Origin of the sequence: Pontibacter sp. E15-1, from assembly GCF_022601975.1 — a bacterium.
GTDB lineage: Bacteria > Bacteroidota > Bacteroidia > Cytophagales > Hymenobacteraceae > Pontibacter.
The window spans coordinates 17725-39316 of record NZ_JAKVIR010000040.1 but is presented as its reverse complement, the minus strand read 5'-3'; the positions used below and the strand labels follow the sequence as shown (position 1 = coordinate 39316).

Annotated in this window: 15 protein-coding genes; 8 read left to right on the top strand and 7 right to left on the bottom strand. The window is 54.0% G+C overall.

Annotated features, from left to right (window positions below; all coding sequences use genetic code 11):
* Window positions 1-678: 678 nt before the first annotated feature.
* The 5 genes from MKJ04_RS21405 to MKJ04_RS21385 form a co-directional block, all read right to left on the bottom strand.
* Window positions 679-1575, bottom strand: coding sequence for an aldo/keto reductase (locus MKJ04_RS21405; RefSeq protein WP_262918117.1), 897 nt, complete (start codon window positions 1573-1575; stop codon window positions 679-681).
* Window positions 1576-1626: 51 nt separating this feature from the next.
* Complete coding sequence (gene yjjX, locus MKJ04_RS21400; RefSeq protein ID WP_241644032.1) at window positions 1627-2187, bottom strand: inosine/xanthosine triphosphatase; 561 nt, start codon at window positions 2185-2187, stop codon at window positions 1627-1629.
* 135 nt (window positions 2188-2322) lie between these two features.
* Entirely contained in the window at window positions 2323-3309 is a 987-nt protein-coding gene (locus MKJ04_RS21395; RefSeq protein WP_241644025.1) for an aldo/keto reductase, read from the bottom strand.
* A gap of 97 nt (window positions 3310-3406) precedes the next feature.
* The gene (locus MKJ04_RS21390) at window positions 3407-4474 is read right to left on the bottom strand and encodes a mechanosensitive ion channel family protein (RefSeq protein WP_241644023.1); all 1068 of its coding nucleotides are present in this window, start codon (window positions 4472-4474) and stop codon (window positions 3407-3409) included.
* A 292-nt stretch (window positions 4475-4766) separates the two neighbouring features.
* Window positions 4767-5600 (bottom strand): MBL fold metallo-hydrolase, encoded by an 834-nt coding sequence (locus tag MKJ04_RS21385; protein WP_241644021.1) that lies wholly within the window; start codon window positions 5598-5600, stop codon window positions 4767-4769.
* A 141-nt stretch (window positions 5601-5741) separates the two neighbouring features.
* On the opposite strand from MKJ04_RS21385, the gene MKJ04_RS21380 reads away from it, so the two are divergent.
* From MKJ04_RS21380 to MKJ04_RS21365, 4 genes are all read left to right on the top strand, one after another.
* Window positions 5742-7385: an alpha-amylase family protein gene (locus MKJ04_RS21380; protein WP_241644019.1), complete on the top strand. Its 1644-nt coding sequence runs from the start codon at window positions 5742-5744 to the stop codon at window positions 7383-7385.
* 210 nt (window positions 7386-7595) lie between these two features.
* Window positions 7596-8087, top strand: a complete 492-nt coding sequence (locus tag MKJ04_RS21375; RefSeq protein ID WP_241644017.1) for a VOC family protein — start codon at window positions 7596-7598, stop codon at window positions 8085-8087.
* Window positions 8088-8258: 171 nt separating this feature from the next.
* Window positions 8259-8747, top strand: coding sequence for an ankyrin repeat domain-containing protein (locus tag MKJ04_RS21370; RefSeq protein WP_241644015.1), 489 nt, complete (start codon window positions 8259-8261; stop codon window positions 8745-8747).
* Window positions 8748-9662: 915 nt separating this feature from the next.
* Window positions 9663-11717 carry a M13 family metallopeptidase gene (locus MKJ04_RS21365; protein ID WP_410896841.1) on the top strand — a complete coding sequence of 685 codons (2055 nt, stop codon included), beginning with the start codon at window positions 9663-9665 and terminating at the stop codon, window positions 11715-11717.
* A 457-nt stretch (window positions 11718-12174) separates the two neighbouring features.
* On the opposite strand, the gene MKJ04_RS21360 is transcribed toward MKJ04_RS21365, so the two are convergent.
* Together MKJ04_RS21360 and MKJ04_RS21355 are read right to left on the bottom strand one after the other, a co-directional pair.
* Complete coding sequence (locus tag MKJ04_RS21360; RefSeq protein WP_241644013.1) at window positions 12175-14103, bottom strand: OmpA family protein; 1929 nt, start codon at window positions 14101-14103, stop codon at window positions 12175-12177.
* Window positions 14104-14109: 6 nt separating this feature from the next.
* Window positions 14110-14763 carry a 7-carboxy-7-deazaguanine synthase QueE gene (locus tag MKJ04_RS21355; protein WP_241644011.1) on the bottom strand — a complete coding sequence of 218 codons (654 nt, stop codon included), beginning with the start codon at window positions 14761-14763 and terminating at the stop codon, window positions 14110-14112.
* A gap of 450 nt (window positions 14764-15213) precedes the next feature.
* On the opposite strand from MKJ04_RS21355, the gene MKJ04_RS21350 reads away from it, so the two are divergent.
* The 4 genes from MKJ04_RS21350 (at window position 15214) to thrA (ending at window position 21508) form a co-directional block, all read left to right on the top strand.
* The gene (locus MKJ04_RS21350) at window positions 15214-16623 is read left to right on the top strand and encodes an aspartate kinase (RefSeq protein ID WP_241644009.1); all 1410 of its coding nucleotides are present in this window, start codon (window positions 15214-15216) and stop codon (window positions 16621-16623) included.
* Between the two features lie 11 nt (window positions 16624-16634).
* Entirely contained in the window at window positions 16635-17594 is a 960-nt protein-coding gene (locus MKJ04_RS21345) for a homoserine kinase (protein WP_241644007.1), read from the top strand.
* On the top strand, window positions 17591-18916 hold the full coding sequence (gene thrC / locus MKJ04_RS21340; RefSeq protein ID WP_241644005.1) for a threonine synthase: 1326 nt from the start codon (window positions 17591-17593) through the stop codon (window positions 18914-18916). The genes MKJ04_RS21345 and thrC overlap by 4 nt, the downstream gene beginning before the upstream one ends.
* A gap of 144 nt (window positions 18917-19060) precedes the next feature.
* The gene (gene thrA, locus MKJ04_RS21335; RefSeq protein WP_241644003.1) at window positions 19061-21508 is read left to right on the top strand and encodes a bifunctional aspartate kinase/homoserine dehydrogenase I; all 2448 of its coding nucleotides are present in this window, start codon (window positions 19061-19063) and stop codon (window positions 21506-21508) included.
* The last annotated feature ends 84 nt before the right edge of the window (window positions 21509-21592 follow it).

The following is a 21592-nucleotide window of genomic DNA, read 5'->3' as shown; positions in this document are numbered from 1 at the left end:
AGAGCATGGTCTATTTGGCGATGATCTCTATAATGTTAAAAAGGGCTTAATAGGTTTTAAAACAGCTTCTAAGAGCAGGAGAAAAGATTGCATGCGTTAGGTTATAGCTATACGGTATCGTCACCTCTATACGGCAAGCTGCCGTTACAGGCTCGGGCACCCCTCCTCTCAAAAAATAGTTAAGCGCCTTCGTGGAGGTATAACTGGCCATATAGCCTGTTTATCAAACCAGCTTGTTTTTTTATCGGGCTGATTCACGCCAATTTATACCTACTTTTCTTGCATCTGATGCCGCAAACCGTGTATCTGGCCAAGATATTAAAAAATAAATGGAAAATCTTTGGCTTCCGGAAAACCGCTGCCCCTATGGGGCCGTATAAAAAAACGGCTAAAAGTTGAAAAGTAAAATTTTCAAATTAAAAGATGACTCCTCACGCAGGAGCCATCTTTTTTTTGTCTATAGCTGAACCACCCCCCGTAGAAGCTCCCTACTCCATACATAGTCCTTTCTTTAAGCGAGTCTTTAACTGGCACACATACCCCTTTGAAAGAAAGTCTGGATGGATGTTCCTGAACGAAAAATCCGCCATACCCCTCCAAATAAAAAAACCATCTATACCCTTTGCGGCCTGCTAAGGGTATAGATGGTTTTCAACAAACAAATCTTATTGCGGTGAGTTACCTGTGCTGCTCGTACAAATTGGCTGGCACTTTAGCCATCAGTTCGTCTGCTTCGGCATCCTGAAGCGGGTTGGCTTCCGCTACCTGCATGGCATCCCGAAGTTGCGCTGCTGTGCGGATACCCAACACGGCCGATGTTACTGCGGGCTGGTGCAAGACAAAGCCCGCGGCCACCTCTGCTGCCGAACGGCCGGTACCCGCCACACGCTGCACGGCTGCTGCCGCATCAGTCACTTCCTGCTCAGAGCGGTTCAGGTAGGATTTTGCCTGCTTGCCCAGCAGGAGCCCCTGCGCATAACTCCCACGTGCCAGCACCCCGATTTTATGTTCCTGAAGAAGCCCGAAGCAGGATTCCTCCGGACGGCGGTCGAGCAGGCTGTATTGCATCATCACGGAGGCGATGGACGAGCGCTTCACATACTCCCGGATCACGTTGGGACGGATAGAAGATATACCATATGCCCGGATCTTTCCCTGTTGCTTCAGTGTCTCAAAGGCTTCGATGGTCTCGTCAACCGGGTCTTCCAGCGTGCCCCCATGGAGCTGGTAGAGGTCGATATAGTCTGTCTGCAGGCGCTGCAGGCTTTTCTCAACAGCTTGCAAGATATAAGCCTTTGTTGGGTTCCAGTCCCAGCCGCTGCCATCTGGGCGCAACTGGTTCCCTACCTTGGTGGCCAGCACCACCTGTTGGCGCATTCCTTTCAAGGCATTCCCCACGGTTATCTCGTTCTGCCCCTGTTGGTATAGATCAGCCGTGTCAAAAAGCGTAATGCCTTTTTCCAGGGCTTGCTGCAGAAGTTGCGTGTTCAGCGCCTGGTCATCCCCCAGCGACATACAGCCGAAGCTCACTTCACTTACCTCAATCCCGGATTTCCCAAGTGTTTTATACCGCATGTGTTTGTTTTCAAGTGGAGTAATTATACCCCAGGTTACATGATGTTATTCCTAACGTTGTGCCGCGGACTCTGTGCCAGCATACAGCGGTTCGTTTTTGAACGGCACCAAGGCAAGCATGACTGCCTGCGCATAGAGCTGTTTACGGTCGAGGGCATTTGCTGTTAGAATGCCGATGGCACCGCCCGCCTGTTTTGAGTTGTTGCGGTTAAACACCATGTCGTCGGCAGTACCCAGCTCGATGCCCTGCGCCACCAGGTCGGCTACAGCGCGCGGCAGGAAGAAGGTGCCCGACCGTGCCTTGCCCACCAGGCCGCCGGAGCGCACCACTACCCAGGCAAACGCCGTCAGTTCTCCATCCATCCCGGCCACGCCGCCCTCTATCCCAACCCAAAAATCAGCGTCCGGGTGTGTGTCAAAGGCGTTGTTCACCCGATTGACGGCCCCGGTTAAGGTCTCGGTATCCGTCATGGGCTGCTCCGCCACGTTAGAGGGCACAGATCGGGGTATAGCTTCGAAAGATTCCTCTGGAAACATGCGCCTGATTCCTTCCAGCGCGGCCTGCACTTTGACAGGGTTCAGGGAAGCCACCACTACTTTCTTCGGTTGCATCAAAAGAGTTTATTATAGGTTACAGTCTAATTTCCTTAAAGATCAAAAGCAATCAGCCTGACGAATAAAATCGTGTGTCGTGTGTCGTGTGTCGTGCTACTTGTATGTAGTCGTGCTACTTGTATCGAAACACCCCTACCACTGCGGATGCACGCTTGGCTTTATATACTGGTCGTAGATAGCCTCAACCCCCTGCATTTGCTCCGCAGATAAGGCCGGAAGCTCCGAGGCTTTGATGTTGGATGCTACTTGCTCCGGCTTGGAGGCGCCCGGTATAACCGTGCTTACGGCACGGGCCATCAGCACCCAGCGGATAGCCCAGGCCGCCAGCGGGCTATCTCCCGGGAACAGTTTCTTCAGGGCTTCCACCGCCTCAAGTCCAAGGTCATACTCCACGCCAGAGAAAGTCTCCCCTTTGTCGAATGCCTCGCCGTTGCGGTTGAAATTCCGGTGGTCTTCAGCGCTAAACGTCGTGTCCTGGCTCATTTTTCCGGTCAGCAGCCCGCTTGCCAGGGGCACGCGGGCGATGATGCCCACGTTGTTTTGGGTGGCCTTTGCGAAAAACGCCTCGCTGGGCTTGAGGCGGAACATGTTATAGATGATCTGCACCGTCGCCACGTTGGGGTATTTCATTGCCATCAGCGCCTCGTCCACCAACTCCACGCTGACACCCAGGTTCCGGATTTTGCCCTGTTCCTGCAGGCGCTCAAAAGCCTCAAATATCTCGGGCCGGTTGTAGATTTCGGTGGGCGGGCAATGCAGCTGAATCAGGTCGATGGTATCGGTTTTCATGTTCCGAAGGCTGTCTTCCACGTAGCCGATCAGGCGCTGCGCGGTATACCCCTCGGGGGTATGGGGCTGAATCTGGCGTCCGCACTTGGTGGCGATGTATACATTTTCGGAGCGGCTTTTTACCACCCTGGCCACGGCGGCCTCGCTTTCGCCGTCGCTGTACACGTCGGCGGTGTCGATAAAGTTCACGCCCGCGTCAATGGCCTCGTTGATGATGCGTTCCGCAGTCTGCTCACTGAAGTGCTCGCCCCAGCGGCCGCCCACTTGCCAGGTGCCCAACGACACTTCCGACACCTCAAATCCTGTTTTTCCTAGTTTTCTGTATTGCATAATTTTCCTGATGTAGGGTATGGCTGTGCAGTATAGAGCAATAAGCCATACCAGTTAAGTATATCGTTTGATGCAGCTGAAGCGGAAAGGCTTTTTTTTAAAGCGCTTCTTCTAACGGCTGGTTTTGCACATAAAGCATGCGCGTCGGGTAAGCGAACTCTATCCCGCGCATCTGGAACTCTTCAAAAATCCGCAGGTTGATGGCCTGCTGGATATCCATATACGTGGTATAGTCTGAACTCAGCACATAGTATACCGACTCAAAATCGAGGCTGGAATCGCCGTACGCGCTGAAGTGCGAACGGTCGAACTCTGTCTTGCTCTGCGCCTGTATGATCGACTTTATCAGAACCGGAATCTCTTTGATGTGCTCCATCGGCGTCTGGTAGGTTACGTTTATCTTGAAGACAACCCGGCGGCGCTGCATCCGCTTGTAATTATGCAGCCTGGAGCTGGTCAGGTCGCTGTTGGATAGTATGAGCTGCTCACCGGAGAGGCTTTTTAGCCGGGTGGTTTTGATACCGACATACTCCACCACGCCCATCTTGTCGTCCACGATAATAAAATCGCCGACCTCGAAGGGCCTGTCAAAGAAAATCACGAAGTAATTGAAAAGGTCGCCCAGGATGTTCTGCGCGGCCAGGGCAATGGCGATACCGCCTATCCCCAAACCAGCGATCACGGTGGTGACATCGTAGCCCATGTTGTCGAACAGGAACACCAGGCCGATAGACCAAATCATCACATTGATGAGCAGCATCAGGCCACCCAGCTGTTTCACCTTCTCCTCGCCATTGCTCTGCTTCCGGACAAAGGAGCGCAGCATAAACATGATCGCCGTGGAAATGAACCGGATCACCAGCACCGTCACCACTACCGTGACGGCGATGCGCATCACATTCTGCATCTTCTCGGTCAGCACCAGGTAATTGACGGCCACGTAAAGTAAGGTAATATATAGTGCCGGCACCCCGAACCGCTCCATACCCTCCACCACATAATTGTCGATAGAGGTAGAGGTGTGCGCGGTCAGTTTCTGCAGCCGCGTCAGGACAACCCGCTTGAAAAGCCCAATCAGGAGTAGCCCAAGCAGAATGATGCCCAACACGATCAGATAGTCCTGCACAGTGTTTTGGAAATACACTTTTCCCAGATAGTCATTCATTGCAATAAGATTATATAAATTTAATAAAATGGCAGAGCCGCCCTCTCGGGATAGCCTCTCCAACACTAAAATTACGATAGCCGAGGCGGACACCCAAAGTTTTAACACCTCTTTTACCACTTTGTGTGAATTGAGTTTTCCGGAAGGGCTAAAATTTAGCGCAGCAGAACCGGGAAACTATACAGGCAGGTAATTCGGGAATGCATGTAGCGAACAGCCGCGAATGGCCGGAAGCGGCGCGCTTTTGTATTACAGATGAGTCGAAAGCGGCCGAGCCGCCAGGGTATGGATTTTAGAAGGCAAGCTTGAGCTGCTCAGGAATTACCGGACGCGTGATGGGACGCAGGTTTATACCTGTTGCGGCATGTATGGTATACACAGGCGTCTCCACGAAGCGCGAGGCCACCACAACCTCTGTGCCCGCCGCGTGGGCAGTAAACAGCTCTTTGACCAGGTTGGGGCAGTTGTTGTCTTTCGAGAGATGGGCCAGCAGCACGTGGCTCATGTGGTCAGGTTTATACCCCGTAAATAGCGTGATGGCCTGTTTGTTGGAAAGGTGCCCGCGGCCGCCGCGAATTCGCTGCTTCAGGTGGTATGGATAGCGCCCTTTGTCCAGCAGCGCATCGTCGTAGTTGGCTTCCAGAAAAGCAGCATGGCACTCCTGAAAATGCTGGATCACGTGCTGGCAAGGCGAGCCAATGTCTGTGAACACGCCGATGTTGACGCCCTCGCCGCTTACCACAAAACTGTGCGGGTCTGCGGCGTCGTGCAGTTTCGGGAAGGGCCTGACGCAGAGGCTGCCCACCCATACCGGCTCATACCCCACAAACGGCAAGACAGTTACGCCCTCATAGCTGAGACGGGAATTTAACTGCGTAAAAGGGGTGATGTATACCGGCAGCTTATACTTGCGGGCCAGTACCGGTATGCCCCGGATATGGTCTGAATGCTCGTGCGACACGAATATGGCCTTCACCTTGTGCATCGACAGGCCGAGGCGCGCCATGCGGCGCTCGGTTTCGCGGCACGAGATGCCCACGTCCACCAGCACAGCCTCCTGGTCGTTTCCGATGTAATAACAGTTGCCATTGCTGCCTGAGTTGAGGGATGTGATGGAGAGGGACATATAGCTGCAAAGAACGGATAAATTTGCCTTTTATTCAACCCTTAAAAATTAACGCGGGTATAATGGCTGTGCGCCTCACCACGCAAAAGGGGCCTGGCGCGCACCATCAGTTTAACGCATTTGCAAAATATACCTCCCGCCATGATTGAAGACCTTTGGTACAAGAACGCAGTGATTTACAGCCTCGACCTCGAGACGTTTATGGATGTGAACGGCGACGGCACCGGTGATTTTGAGGGCCTCGCACGCCGCCTCGACTACCTCCATGCCCTCGGGATCGACACGGTATGGCTCGCTCCCTTCCAGCCCACCCCCAACCAGGACAACGGCTATGATGTGTATGACTACTACGGCGTGGACCACCGGCACGGGTCGAGCGGCAACTTTGTAGAGTTCATGCACCAGGCCAACAAGCGCGGCATCAAGGTCATCATCGACCTGGTGGTGAACCATACCTCCGACCAGCACCCCTGGTTTCAGGATGCCCGCAGCAGCAAGGACGCCAAGCACCGCGACTGGTATGTATGGTCTGAGGAAAAGCCCTCGGACTGGAACGAGGGCATGGTGTTTCCGGGCGTGCAGGAGGCCACCTGGACCTACGACCAGAAGGCGAAGGCCTACTACTACCACCGTTTCTACAAATTTCAGCCAGACCTGAACATTGACAACCCGGAGGTGCGGGCCGAGATACAGCGCATCATGGGCTATTGGCTGGAGCTGGGCGTGGCCGGTTTCCGCGTAGACGCCGTGCCGTTTATACTGGAGACGCCCGCCCCCGGCAAGGCAAAGCCCAAGATGAAGTTCGAGTACCTGCGCGAGATGCGGCGCTTCCTGCAGTGGCGGCGCGGAGACGCCGTTCTGCTGGGTGAGGCCAACGTGCTGCCAAAGGAAAGCCAGAAATACTTTGGGGAGGAAGGCGACGGCATCCACCTGATGTTTAACTTCTACGTGAACCAGCACGTGTTTTATGCCCTCGCCTCGGCCGACACAGCCCCGCTTGCAAAAGCGCTTGAGGAGACAAAAGACCTGTTCTTCACCTCCCAGTGGGCACAGTTTCTGCGCAACCACGACGAGCTGGACCTGGGCCGCCTGACCGAGGAGCAGCGGCAAAAAGTCTTCAGTCGGTTTGGGCCGGATAAAAACATGCAGCTGTATGACCGGGGCATCCGCCGCCGCCTCTCCCCGATGTTGGGCAGCAGGCAGCAAACCGAGCTTGCCTATAGCCTGATGTTCTCCCTGCCGGGCACCCCCGTGATCCGGTATGGCGACGAAATTGGGATGGGAGACAACCTGAGCCTCAAGGAGCGCACAGCCGTCCGGACGCCCATGCAATGGTCCGACGACCATCAGGCGGGTTTTTCGAGGGCCGACAAGCTGGTGCACCCGATCATCGACGAGGGCCCCTATGCCTATCACCACATCAATGTGGAGAACCAGCGCCGCGACCCCGACTCGCTGCTGAACTGGATGACGGCCCTGATCCGACTCCGCAAAGAGTGCCCCGAGATTGGCTGGGGAAAATGGCAACTGCTGAAAACCGGGTGCGAACAGGTATTGGGTATCTGCTACAGCTGGAAAGGTAACTCGCTGGTCGTGGTACATAATTTTGAGGAGAAACCGCATGAGATCATCCTGGACCTGAGTCAAAAAGAGGGCGACAAGCTGATTGACCTGATGGCGAATGTCGAGGCTGTTGCCGACAGCAAGGGCCGGCAGCGCATTACGCTGGATGCCTACGGCTATCGCTGGTTCCGGACCGGTGACCTGAGCTACCAAAAGTTCTAGGCCAAAGCAAAGAAACCTCAGGGTTCTTCGCCAGCGAAATAAGCAGCCATACGTGTTAAAACTTTTGTCGTATCCCGTGTGCTAAATCCTTTTTTTGCTTACTTTAGGCGTTCTATGTATGGCTGGCTTATTGGAAGTGCGGTATGCAAAAATCATCTTGCCGCTAGCACCGCTGTTCCAGGTATGCTGCCTGCTTCAAAAATCGTAACGATGAATAAACTGACGAAAATCGCCTTGCTATGCCTGCTTGGTTTTGCAGCGGCGCCTGCGGCCAGCGCCCAATCCAGCAAAATCCGGCCTGCCCGCGCCGAAGAAGTGCTGTTGTTAAACCACATAGCCATATACGTGCATGACCTGGCGCAAAGCACTGCCTTTTACGAGGATGTATTGCAACTGAAGCAGATACCAGAGCCTTTTAAGGACGGGAGACATACCTGGTTCACGCTAGGGAGGGCCGGGCAACTGCATTTGATTCAGGGCGCATCGCGCGACGTGACACCCGACAAAAACGATCACCTGTGCTTTAGCGTCCGGTCTATCGATGATTTTATAGCGAACCTCGACAAGCATACCGTCGACTATACCAACTGGCCCGGCACCGCCAAGGCCCCCACTGTGCGCGTAGACGGTGTGAAGCAAATCTACTTTCAGGACCCTGACGGCCATTGGATAGAAGTTAATAACGACCGACCGGCCAGATAAAACTCCCAGTCACATTTCCCGGCTTAACAAAATGAAGTGCTGCGAACTAAGCTATAGAATGGCTTAACTCGCAGCACTTTTTCTGTCTGAATGCGGCTTTATGGGAAGGGACGTAAACATTTTCCGGCGTACGATGGTATTAAGGTTTTCAACGCTAAACATACCCATACCATGACTTTCAGTTCCAGCAGACCGGAAGACTTGCTTTTTGACGCCGCCCGCAAAGGTGATGTCGCCTCCCTGAAGGAAGTTCTTGCTACCGGTATAGACGTTAACACCCAAAATGGCAACGGCTTCACTCCCCTGACGCTGAGTAGTTATGAAGGGCATCTGGAGGCGACGAAGTGGCTTCTGGAGAATAACGCGAACGTAAACGCGCAAGACTTTGCCGGCAACTCTGCGCTTATGGGCGTGTGTTTCAAGGGGCATGGTGAGGTGGCGCGCTTCCTGATCCAGCATGGGGCAGACCTGAACCTGCAAAACAGCACCGGGAGCACTGCCCTGATGTTTGCCACCATGTTTGGCCAGAACGAAATGGTGAAGATCCTGGTGGAGAGCGGAGCTGACCTATCCGTAAAAGATGCCCGCGGCCTCACCGCCCTTGATCTGGCGCATCAGCAGGGTAACACGGAAGTGCTGCAATATCTCCAAAAACCCTAAGAAGCTGTTTTAAAACCTATTCAAGCGGGAAAGTAGAAATCCTTAAAAGTGGTTAAATGCCGCAGAAATGGCCTTTATGATTATAGTCTCTGTTTCTAAAATAGCTCTCGAATAGGTTTTAAAACAGCTTCTAATCGCATACCTCAAAATTTTGCCCGTTCCAACGGGCGTTCCCATCCTGTAGGTATCCGTTTTTGGCTGCTTGCAGGATGGTTTTTTATACCCCCTCCTCTTTCGTCTACCCCCAAACTTTCACCACAAAATGTACACCCGGATGCAAATCGAATTGAATTAACGTGAATTCGGGAATTACTTAAGTTTGAATAACTTCAAAATGAAGTTTATAGCCATTGAGGGTATTCTAATGTCAGAACAAAGCAAAATGATTCCCAGTTTTTCTGGGAGGTGCCGGGGGTAGGGGCCCTCTTCTTGTAGATTTCCGGTGCCACGTCAGTGGCAGCCGTTAGGCAGGAAATGTACACAGCGCCGAGCGGGAAAACGCGCCCCAGCTTAAGAAGGGCCCCTACCCCAGGCGTGGAGCGTAAAGCAGGCTATGAAAAAAAAGAGTTTCAAATCTTGATACCACCGCGATATTACCGCGATCGCGTTGAATTAGTCTACGCTTCACCTCACTCTGGCTTGCTTATTGCTGTTCAAACGCTGAAAATCGGGTTTCTATACCCTCTTAAATTATACAATTGAATAATTTAGTATGGCAAATGATACTATACCCAACCAGCTAGAATTCAATTTTGGGCCAATCACCAATTCTGCTCACTTTGAAGTGTGCTAAAATTTGCACTCAAAAATCAGGCATTATGCTTACTTTAGAGCCACAAAACTCGTGTTCACATCCTGTTCATTGCGCAAGCTACCAGACTACGTTTAACCTTAAACTCACTTTATACACCTAACATGAAAAGCATGTCCAACTGGAAAAACCATCTGAGACTATTACTTTTTGGTGCCGCCGCCCTATACGGCACCGCCGCCACGGCACAGGAAAAAGGCAAGGACCAATTCATCGACAAGGCCAACATGGACCTGAACGTGAAGCCAGGTGACGACTTTTATACCTATGCCAGTGGCACATGGCTGAAGAACAACCCGGTTCCGGCCAAAGAAACGCGCTGGGGAAGTTTTAACCTGCTGCGCGATTTTAACATCAATGCGGTGCGGAGCATCCTGAACGAGGCCGCCGCCAACGATAAGGCCGCCACAGGTTCCGTAGAAAAGCGCGTGGGCGATTTCTATGCCGCAGCCATGGACAGTGCCGCTATTGAGAAAGCCGGTTACAAGCCCATCAAGGCTGACCTGAAACGAACGGGCAAAGTGAAAAATGTGAGCGATGTGCTCAACGAGGTGGCCTACCTGAAATCCACCGGGTTTGCCTCGCCGATGTTTGGCTTTTATGTGGGCCAGGACCGCAAGGACGTAAACAACATGGTGCCGCAGCTGAGCCAGGGCGGAACCACCCTCCCCGACCGCGACTATTACCTGAAAGATGATGCCCGCAGCACCAAAATTCAGGCAGCGTATAAAAACTACATCACCACACTGTTTACCCTGACGGGTGTTCCGAAGGCAAAGGCCGAGCAGCACGCCGAAACCATCTTTAAGTTGGAGAAGCAAATGGCCGCGGCGCAGATGGCCCGCGTGGAAATGCGCGACCCGTACAAAACATACAATAAGTTCTCGGTTGCAGACTTCAGCAAAACCACGCCAAATATTGAGTGGAAATCGATGCTGGCGAAGCTGAAAGTAACCGGCGAGGACACGATTCTGGTGAACAACCCGAAGTTCTTTACAGAGCTGAACAGTCTTGTGGCCAGCACGCCCATTGCTGACTGGCAAACCTACCTGCAGTGGAATGTGCTGAAGTCATCCGCCTCATCCCTCAGCTCGCCGTTTGTAGACGCGAACTTCGCGTATGCGCAGGCGCTCTCGGGGCAGAAGGTACAGACGCCGCGCTGGCAACGCATGTCGTCGCTGACGGACAACAATATCGGCGAGTTGCTGGGCCAGCTGTATGTGCAGAAGCACTTTAAGCCAGAGGCAAAAGTACGGATGCAGGAATTGATCTCGAACCTGATCAAAGCCTACGAGATCCGGATTAACAACCTGGACTGGATGAGCGCCGAGACCAAGGAAAAAGCGCTGGCGAAACTGCATGCCTTCACCCCAAAAATCGGGTATCCTGACAACTGGAAAAGCTATGATGGCCTGGAGATCAGCAGAAAGTCGTTCTTTGCCAACCTGCGCAGCGCCGACAAATGGAGCTACAACGACATGGTGAGCCAACTGGGCAAGCCCGTTGACAGAACCAAGTGGGGCATGACACCCCCGACGGTTAACGCCTACTACAGTCCGGTGATGAACGAGATCGTGTTTCCGGCGGGTATCCTGCAGTTCCCTTTCTTCGACCCGAACGCGGACGACGCGGTGAACTACGGCGGCATCGGGGCAGTGATTGGTCACGAGATATCCCACGGATTCGACGACTCCGGCAGCCAGTATGACAAAGACGGTACGCTGCGCAACTGGTGGACCGAGAAAGACCTGGCACAGTTTAAGGAGAAAGCGCAGTCTTTGGCCACGCAGTATGACAACTATACTGTGCTGGACACCATTCACGTAAACGGCAAGCTGACCCTTGGTGAGAACATCGGCGACCTGGGCGGTTTGAATGCTGCCTACGAAGCCTTTAAAATGACCAAGCAAGGCCAGTCGGATGAGAAGATTGATGGCTTTACCCCGGATCAGCGTTTCTTCCTGGCCTGGGCACAGGTATGGCGCGGCAATATTCTGCCGGAAAGCGCTGCACAGCAGATCGTGACGGACCCACACTCTCCGGGCGAATACAGAACCATCGGTGCTCCCGTAAACATGGATGCCTGGTATGAGGCCTTCAACGTGAAGCCGGGCGACAAGCTGTACAAATCCCCGGAAGAGAGAATCAGAATCTGGTAAATTCGGGTAGATAGTATAGATCTAAAACCTCCAGTGCAAAAGCGCTGGAGGTTTTATTGTTTTAGAAAGCCTGTATAACGTTCTATACCAAGCCCCATTTCAGTTTAGTAAAAAAGCAGAGACCACTATCAAGATAAGTCTACACGGATTTAGGAAATCCACGGCAGGTGGCTTTTGGTCTGATAAGTCATATAGAGCAGAGAAAACATCGAACTCTAATGCCACTATCAAACCTTTTTGGTGTAGGTTTGCTCATAAGAAAGAATCAAAAAATAACCCACCCCTGCCCCTCCCAAGATGGGAATCTTCGCTTGCTTATAATTTTACTTGCTTATGGATTAGTGTAACGCGTGCTAATCAATTGATAAGTGTATTACCAGACGATGATTCAGTATAAAAAAGTCTTGTGTCTTGTGTCCTGATACTTGTGTCCTTTTCTAAATACCTGTGTCTATTTCTAAAGCACCCGCATCTCTATCCGGCGGTTCTGCTGGCGGTTCTCTTCGGAAGTGTTCTCTACAATAGGCTTGCTTTCGCCGAAGCCCTTGAAACTGAGTCGGTTTTTGCCGATGCCGTTTGCGCTCAGATACTCCACCACTGCTTTTGCCCGTTTCTCTGAGAGCACCTGGTTGTCTTTCTCCGTCCCCACGTCATCGGTATGGCCCGCAATCTGCATCCTCACGTTCCCGTTTAGCTCTAAAAACCGGATCAGCTTATTCAGCTCCGTTTTAGAGATGGGCTTCAAATCATACCTGCCCGTATCGAAAAAGAGGTTGTTGAGCACCACGGCAGCCCCGGCTTTTATCGGCTCCAGGTATACATCCAACGCCACCGGCGACAGGGCTTTCGACGAGGTATAGTCAAAGCTCACACTGTTAAGCAGATAACCCGGCGCGCTTACATAGAGGGCATATTGTTTGCCCTCCGTCAGGACCACGGTATACTCGCCGTTGATTTTGTCAGAGCTTACCTGCTCCACCAGCGAGTCGGCCTCCAGGTTATAGAGCTGCACCTGAGCAGCCAGGGGTTTCTTCGTGATTTTATCGAACACCCGGCCTTGGGCGTAGGTACTGTTCTCGCTGCTGCGCCACGCGGCGGGCACCTCGAAGCGGTATAGTTGGATGGTGGGCACACCGGCGTCGGTGGTTTCCTGCCTGGAGTAATAACCGACTTTGTTGTCAGCGGAGATGAAGAGAGAGCCCTCGTCAGCGTGCGTGTTTAGCGGATAACCCAGGTTTTGCGGTTCCGTCCATTTCTGATTCTTTCCCTTGCTGGTTTTAAACACATCCAGGCCGCCGAGGCCAAGGTGCCCGTCACTCACAAAATAGAGCGTGGAGCCACTGGTATGGATGGCCGGGGCCATGTCGCGGCCCAAGGAATTGACAGCCTTGCCCATGTTCACGGGTTTCTGCCACGAGCCGTCCTCGTGCTGGTGCGCCACCCAGATATCCTCTTTGCCCACACCGCCGCCCCGGGTAGAGGAAAAATAGAGCGTGCGCCCATCCGCCGAGAGGCTCGGCTGCGAGTCCCAGGCCCTGGAGTTTACGACACTGCCCATGTTCTTCGGCTTGCTCCACTCCTTGCCCGTCCTGAACGAGATGTAGAGGTCACAGTCGCCTTGCCCGTCCGGGCGGTTGCAGGAGGTGAACACGAGGGTTTTGCCATCTCCGGAGATGGTGGCCGCGCCCTCGTTGGCTCTGGTGTTGATGTTGTTGGAGATGGAAACAGGATCCTGCCACTCCCCTGCCACCCGCTCGCTGATAAAGATGTCCTCGTCGTGATCGGGGCGGGCGCTGGCCCGGGCGGTATATATAAAGTAGCGCTGGTCGGCGGTGGCATAAGGGAAGTACTGGAGCCCGAAACGGTTGAGCGTGCCCGGCAACTGCTCCGGCGAAAAGTCGACGGGCCGCTGCATGGCCTCCAGCGCGTACGTCGCTGTCTTCACCTGGCTTCTGGACCACTCGATCAGCTTCGCGTTCTTCGGCTTGGATTTAAGGTAGGCCTCGTAATTCTCTTTTGCGGCAGCGTACTCGCCACGCTCAAACTGAAGGTCGGCCAGGTCGAAGTAGTAGCCGCCATACATCGGGGAATACGGCACCAGTTGCAGCCCTTTCTGCAGGAGATCGTACACGGCGGGCTTGTTGCCCATCATCTTCTGCAGGTTCGCCGCCTTAATATAGGCTTCCACAAACTGCGGGTCTTTCTCTCTCGCCTCTGCCAGTGCCTCCAGTGCCCGGTTAAAATCGCGGCTGCGGATATACTCGTCTGCCTTTTCATATAAACGCTCCGCTTTGGAAGAGCTGGTGCTGAGTTTACGGTTTTGCGACATTCCGGCAGTGACAAGGCACACCACCAGGAGCATTGCTGCAAGCAGAGATTTATACATAGGGTTTTAAGGGATATCCATATACTTGTGCGTCTGCAGCGAGACGCGCCACTTCGGGTGGAGCTTCACAAATTCCACGATCAGCGGCATGATGGCGTCGGCCTTGCTCCACTCGGGCTGTAGGTATAGCAGACAGTCGTCGCCTACAAGCGCCGCGTGCTCTTCGGCCCACGCAAAGTCACTTTTGTTAAAGATAATGACTTTCAGCTCATGTGCAAAAGGATACACGGAGGCGTCGGGCGCTTTAAACTTTTTAGGCGAGAGGCAGACCCAGTCCCAGTTTCCGCTCAGCGGATAGGCACCGGAGGTTTCGATCATGGTTTTGATGCCCCGCTGCTGCAGTTGCGCCGTCAAGGGTTGCATGTTGTAGAGCAGCGGTTCCCCGCCGGTAATCACCACGGCCTTGCCCGGAAAGGCCGTGGCCATTTCCACGATTTCCTCCACTTGCGTGAGCGGGTGCAGTTCCGCATCCCACGATTCCTTCACGTCGCACCAGTGGCAGCCCACGTCGCAGCCGCCTAGGCGTATAAAGTAAGCGGCGGTGCCAGTGTTGGCACCCTCGCCCTGTATGGTATAGAAAGCCTCCATCAAAGGGAGCTCGCTGCCGTCTTTGGGCACGGTGTGGATGGAGGCGGATTTATATGCTTTCGTAATTTCCAAGATCAATGTGTTGCGGCCACGGGTATACCACCCTACAGGCCTGTTTTTGTTTTGCTGGCAAACAGAAGCGCACTCCCGTTTGCAGAATGCGCAATTTAGCTAAAAAAGCAACATTCAGCACGCACTTTAACGTTCCGTGCCGCCCCGGCCGCCATCTCCACCTTTACTTGTTTCACAATAAAAATTTACAAAAATTAGCAATTCTATAAAACAGGTAGTACTTTGTAGCATCGTAAGCAATGAACAGCGCAAAAAACATATCGAACCGCATGGTGCCTTCTCTGAAGAACGGGAGAACTGCGCCTTTTTTTTCTGCTTTCTTCACGGCTACAATTATTACCCCTTTGGGGGTTCTACTGCATATATCGTCCCTTCTCTAATATCGCAACACTTGCGGTTTAGGCCTTCTGTTAGGCAATTTTTCTTATATCAGGCATTTTATACATCCTCATGCTGGTTTTAAAATTTGGCGGCACCTCTGTGTCCAACGCGGCAGCTATACAGCAAATAGCCGCTGTCTTAAAAGAAAAGAATTATCCGCACCAGATGGTGGTGGTGGTATCGGCCATGTCGGGCGTTACGGACATGCTGATCTCCTGCTTCCAGAAAGCGGCGCGGCAGGACGCCTCCTACCACGAGGTGATTCAGCAATTGGAGACGAAGCACATGGAGGCGATTGACCTGCTGGTACCTTTCAGCAGCCAGATTGAGGTGAAGGGACGGGTGAAGCTGTTGCTCCGCGAGTTGGAGGACATGTGCCAGGGCGTGATGCTGCTCGACGAGTTGAGCGACAGCATCAAGGCCCGCATCATGTCGTACGGCGAGCTGCTCTCCTCCGCCATCGTGTCTGTGGGATTTCAGCACCAGGGGCTCACTAACACACTGATAGACAGCAGAAGCTATATCATCACCGACAGTAATTATTTAAACGCGAAAGTAGACCAGCGCAAGACCTACGCCCGCATCAAGGAGCAGATGCCGGATGCGGCCCTGGTGGTTGCGCCCGGTTTTATCGCCCAGACGGAGACCGGTAAAACCTCCGTGCTCGGCCGTGGCGGCTCCGACTACAGCGCCTCTATTTACGCGGCGGCACTGGGTGCGGAGCGGCTGGAGGTATGGTCGGATGTGGATGGCATGTATACCGCCGACCCGCGCAAGGTGAAGGCGGCACACTCTATAAAGGAGCTTAGTTACAAGGAGGCGATGGAGCTGGCTTACTTTGGCGCGAAGGTACTGTACCCGCCCACCATTGCCCCGCTGGTGAGCGCGAACATTCCGCTGATGCTGAAGAACACGTTTAACCCCGCGCACCAGGGCACGCTGATCACCGCCACACCCGCACCGGGGCCAAACATCATCAAAGGGGTTTCCTGTATCGACAACATCGCCCTGATCACGCTGAGCGGAAGCGGTATGGTGGGCGTGCCGGGCATCGCGATGCGCATGTTCAAGGCCGTGGCCACCCGCAACATCAACATCTACTTTATCACGCAGTCGTCGTCTGAGCAAAGCATCACCATCGCCCTGGCAGACACCGAGGGCCCGGCGGCCCTGGAGGCCCTGACGCGCGAGTTTGAATACCATATCGCCGCAGGTGAGGTAGACCCCGTGAACCTGGAGCAGCACATGAGCATCGTGGCCATCGTCGGGAACGGGATGATCCAGCAGCCGGGCATCGCGGGCACCATGTTCTCCATCCTCGGCGACCACAAGATCAACATCAGAGCCATCGCTCAGGGTGCCACCGAGCGCAACATCTCGCTGGTAATCAGCGGAAACGACTCGGTAGCGGCGGTAAACCTGCTGCACGACAGCTTCTTTTTAGCAAAAACAGAAAAATCTGCCAAAGCACTGGCATAAGCAGTTTATACATGAATGCATTGGACTATATAAAAGTATTTGCACCCGCCACCGTGGCCAACGTCTGCTGCGGCTTCGATGTGCTGGGCTTTGCCCTGGAGCAGCCCGGCGATGAGGTATGGGTGCGCAAAACAGCTAAACCCGGCATCGAGATCTCCGAGATCAGGGGTGTCAGCGGCCTCTCCCACCACCCGGACCAGAACGTGATCGGGGTGGTGGCCCAGAAAATGCTTGCAGACCTGAACTTATCCTTCGGTATAGAGATGCAGCTGCACAAAGGTATGCCGGTAGGCAGTGGCTTGGGCAGCAGTGCCGCCAGTTCGGCCGCCGCCGCTTTCGCCGTGAATGAGCTGCTCGGGCACCCCTTTTCCACCGAAGAGCTGGTACTGTACGCCATGGAAGGTGAGCGGCTGGCTTCCGGCTCTGCCCACGCCGACAACGTGGCGCCCTCGCTGTTGGGAGGCTTTGTGCTGGTGCGCAGCTACGACCCGCTGGATGTGATTCCGCTGGGAGTGCCTGTCGAGTTGTATTGCACCGTGGCCCATCCGCAGGTAGAGCTAAAGACCTCGCTGGCCCGCAGCATCCTCAAAAAAGACATCCCGCTGCAGAAAGGCATCCGGCAGTGGGGCAACCTGGCCGCCCTGATGGCCGGGCTGCTCAAAGGCGACTATGCCCTGATCGGGCGCAGCCTCCACGATGAGATTTTTGAGCCGGAACGCGCCTTCCTCATCCCGCTGTTCAAGCAGGCCAAACAGGCTGCCCTCGAAGCCGGGGCCCTGGGAGCGGGCATTTCCGGTTCGGGTCCTTCGATCTTTGCCCTGTCGGCCACCGAGCAGGATGCCCTTAAAGTGAGGAAAGCCATCGAGGAAGTCTATTTATCCAGCGGCATCGACTTGCATGCCTATGTGTCGCAAGTGCCTGAGCAAGGGGCACGCGTTATCCAGCAACCAACCTTACACGCACAATCATGAAGTATTACAGCACCAACCGCCAGTCACCGGAAATGAGTTTTAAGGAGGCGGTTGTGAAAGGCTTGCCCCACGATAAAGGCCTTTTCTTCCCCCAGCACATCCCCACCCTGTCGGCTGCTTTTTTGGAGGCGCTGCCAGACATGACGCTGCCGCAGATTGCCTTTGAGGTGCTGCAGCCCTATACCGTTCCGGACATCACCCCGGAGGCGCTGAAGGATATTTGCGAGGAGGTGTTCACGTTTCCGATTCCGCTGGTTGAAGTAAAGAAAGATATCTATAGCCTTGAGCTGTTCCATGGCCCAACCTGCGCCTTCAAAGACGTGGGTGCCCGGTTTATGTCCAGGTGCCTGCAGGCTTTTGCAGAGCCTGACAAGCCGGTGACGGTGCTGGTCGCCACATCAGGCGACACGGGAAGCGCCGTGGCCAACGGTTTTCTGGGCGTTGACAACATTGAGGTGGTGATTTTATACCCCGAGGGCGGCGTGAGTGAGATTCAGGAGATGCAGTTCACCACGCTGGGGCAGAACATACATGCCGTGGCTGTGGCGGGCACCTTCGACGACTGCCAGCATTTGGTGAAGCAGGCCTTCTCTGACCCGGAGCTTTCCAAGGAAATGCAACTCTCGTCCGCCAACTCTATCAACGTGGCGCGTTGGCTGCCGCAGATGGTCTACTATTTCCATGCCTGGGGGCAGTGGCGCAAGCTGCAGCCTGACGCTGACGCGGAAGTGACGTTTGCCGTGCCCAGCGGAAACTTCGGTAACCTGGCGGCAGGCGTGCTGGCCCGGAAGATGGGCCTGCCCGTGAAATTTTTCATCGCGGCCACCAACCTGAACAAAGTAGTGCCGGCCTATCTCGAGTCTGGCGACTATACCCCCGCCCCTTCTGTGGCAACCATCGCGAATGCCATGGACGTGGGTAGCCCGAACAACTTCCCGCGCATTCAGGAAATCTTTAATCAGGATTACCAGGCCCTGAAGGAGGTCATCAAAGGGTTCTGGATGGAAGACGAACAGATCAGGGAAACCATTCGGCAGGTGCAGCAAGACGATGATTACCTTCTCGACCCGCACGGGGCCATCGCTTACAGCAGCCTGCTGCGGCAACTGCCTGATTTGGGCACATCGGGTATTTTCCTGGAAACAGCGCATCCCGCCAAGTTCAAGCAAACCATCGACGAGATCCTGAGCACGGACACTCCGTTGCCGGAGCAGCTACAGGCGTTCCTGAACCGGCCCAAGCAAGCGAGAAGGATCGGAAATGAGTTTTCGGAACTGGCTGCGCTCCTGCATGAACAGCACAAACTGTTTACCGCATCCTGAGTGTAACCTTAAACCGGTACAGGCTGTGGCCCTGGGCACCCATACATTGCAAAAAGCCTTGGGCATACCTTATAAGTAACAAAGGAAAGACGCGCGGCACGCAAAGCGAAACTTGCCCGCATATACCAGCACAAATCAAATTCTATGAAGGTCCTGAAATTCGGGGGAACAACTGTCGGCTCTGTTAAAAATGTTCTCACGTTATTAGATATACTTGCCGAAGAATCAAAAAAAGAGAAGCCCGTCGTTGTGTTATCCGCCATGAGTGGCGTGACCAACTTGCTGGCAAGCACGGCGGCTATTGCCGCCGATGGCAAAAATTACCTCCATTATCTGGAGGAACTGGAGCAGCAGCACCTGGAAGTGGCCCGCGGACTCCTACAGAAAGAGAACCTGCAACCTGTTATTAGCCAGCTAAAGGAATACTTCAGAGATTTGGAAGGCCTGCTGCAGGGAGTTTCTTCGTTGCGTGAGCTCACGCCCAAAACCAAAGACCTGGTGCTGAGTTATGGCGAGCGCTGCGCCACGTTTCTGGTGAGCGCGGCGGCGTCGCAGCGTTTCCCGGAGGCCCTGTTTGTAGACGCTTCGCCGCTTATCAAAACAGACAGCAGCTTTGGCCACGCCCGCGTGCAGACCGAGGTAACCAATCACCTGCTCCAGAGTTTTTATGCGGAGCATAAAAACCATTTGCTTTTCGTGACCGGATTCATCTCCAGCGACGAGCAGGGGCAACTGACCACCCTGGGGCGCGGCGGAAGCGACTACACGGCGGCCCTGATCGCCTCGGCCCTGAACAGCGCGGAGATACAGATCTGGACGGATGTGAACGGCATGATGACGGCCGACCCCAAGATGGTGAAGAAAGCGATCCCCCTGACGGAGCTTTCCTATACCGAGGCCATGGAACTCTCCTACTTCGGTGCCCGTGTAATCTATCCACCGTCCATGACGCCGGCTTTCCTGAAACGCATACCGATCGTGATCCGGAACATACGGAACCCTGGCTTTGCGGGCACAGTCATCCGCCACAACAACCAGAATTCCGGCTCTTCCATCAAAGGTATCTCCTCTATCAACGAGACCAGCATCATCAACCTGCAGGGCAGCGGCATGGTGGGCAAGGCAGGCTATAGCGGCAGGCTGTTTTCGCTATTGTCGCGGGAGCAGATCAACGTGATCCTGATCACGCAGGCTTCCTCCGAGCACAGCATCACCTTTGCCATACATCCCGCCGATGCCCTGAAAGCGAAAAGGCTGATCGAGCAGGAGTTTGAACTGGAACTGCAGGCCGAGAAACTAGAAATGCCCGAGATAGAGCATGACCTGGCCGTGATGGCCATAGTAGGCGAGAACATGAAGGAGACGCCCGGCATTTCCGGCAAGCTGTTTCATGCCCTGGGCAGAAACGGTGTGAACGTGCGCGCCATTGCGCAGGGCTCGTCGGAGTATAACATCTCGGTGATCATCTCGCGTCACGATCTGCCCAAAGCCCTGAACACCGTCCACGACGCCTTCTTCACTGAACTGAAGAAGACGCTGCACCTCTTTTGCCTTGGCACCGGAAACATCAGCACGACGCTGATCCGGCAGTTGCTGGAGCATCAGACCTTTTTGCAACAGCACAACGGCATACAGGTAAAAGTGGTAGGCATCAGCAACAGCCGCCAAATGGTTTTTGACGCAGACGGACTCCCGCTCAACAACTGGAAGGAGGCGCTGGAAACGCATGGGGAGCCAGCAAACCTGGGAGACTTTGTGCAGCGGATGAAGCAGCTGAACCTGCCCAACTGTGTGCTGGCCGACAACACGGCAAGCCCCGCCCCTATTCATTTTTATGAGGAAGTGTTTCAATCCAACATCTCTATTGTCACTTGCAACAAGATAGGCAATTCATCTGATTATCAGCAGTATAAACTATTTAAAGACACAGCGTTCCTGCATGGCGTAGACTTCTATTACGAAACCAATGTTGGTGCCGGTCTGCCGATTGTCCGTACGCTGAAGGACCTGATGATGAGCGGGGACCGTGTGCAGCGCATTGAGGCGATACTTTCCGGAACCATCTCCTTTATCTTCAACAACTTTAAAGGCGATGCCTCTTTCCATGACGTGGTGAAGATGGCCCAGGATAAAGGGTATACTGAGCCAGACCCGCGCGACGACCTCAGCGGAATGGACTTCATGCGCAAAATGCTGATTCTGGCCCGTGATGCCGGGTATCCATTGGAGGCGAAGGATGTGCAGATCGACAATATCCTGCCGCCATCGTGCTTGCAGGCAGCTTCAGTGGCCGAGTTTTATACCGAACTCAAAGCAGCGGAGGATTATTTCGAAGCGCTAAAGCAGGATGCAGCAAGCAGCGGAAAGGCGCTCCGCTATATTGGCACGCTGGATGAAGGCAAAGCTACCATCTCCCTGCAAATGGTAGACGAAAGTCACCCGTTCTATACCCTCTCCGGCAGCGATAACATCATTTCCTTCACCACTGACCGGTATTCCGAGCGGCCGATGGTGGTTAAAGGCCCAGGAGCAGGTGCAGAAGTAACCGCCGCCGGTGTGTTTGCCGATATCGTGAATGTAGGTGCGCATTAGCTTGTCGTTTAATTGTATTCCGCAATCATACAGATTTTGCGCACTTAGGCTTGCTGATCCGGGAAAAGTAAAAAACAACCCACC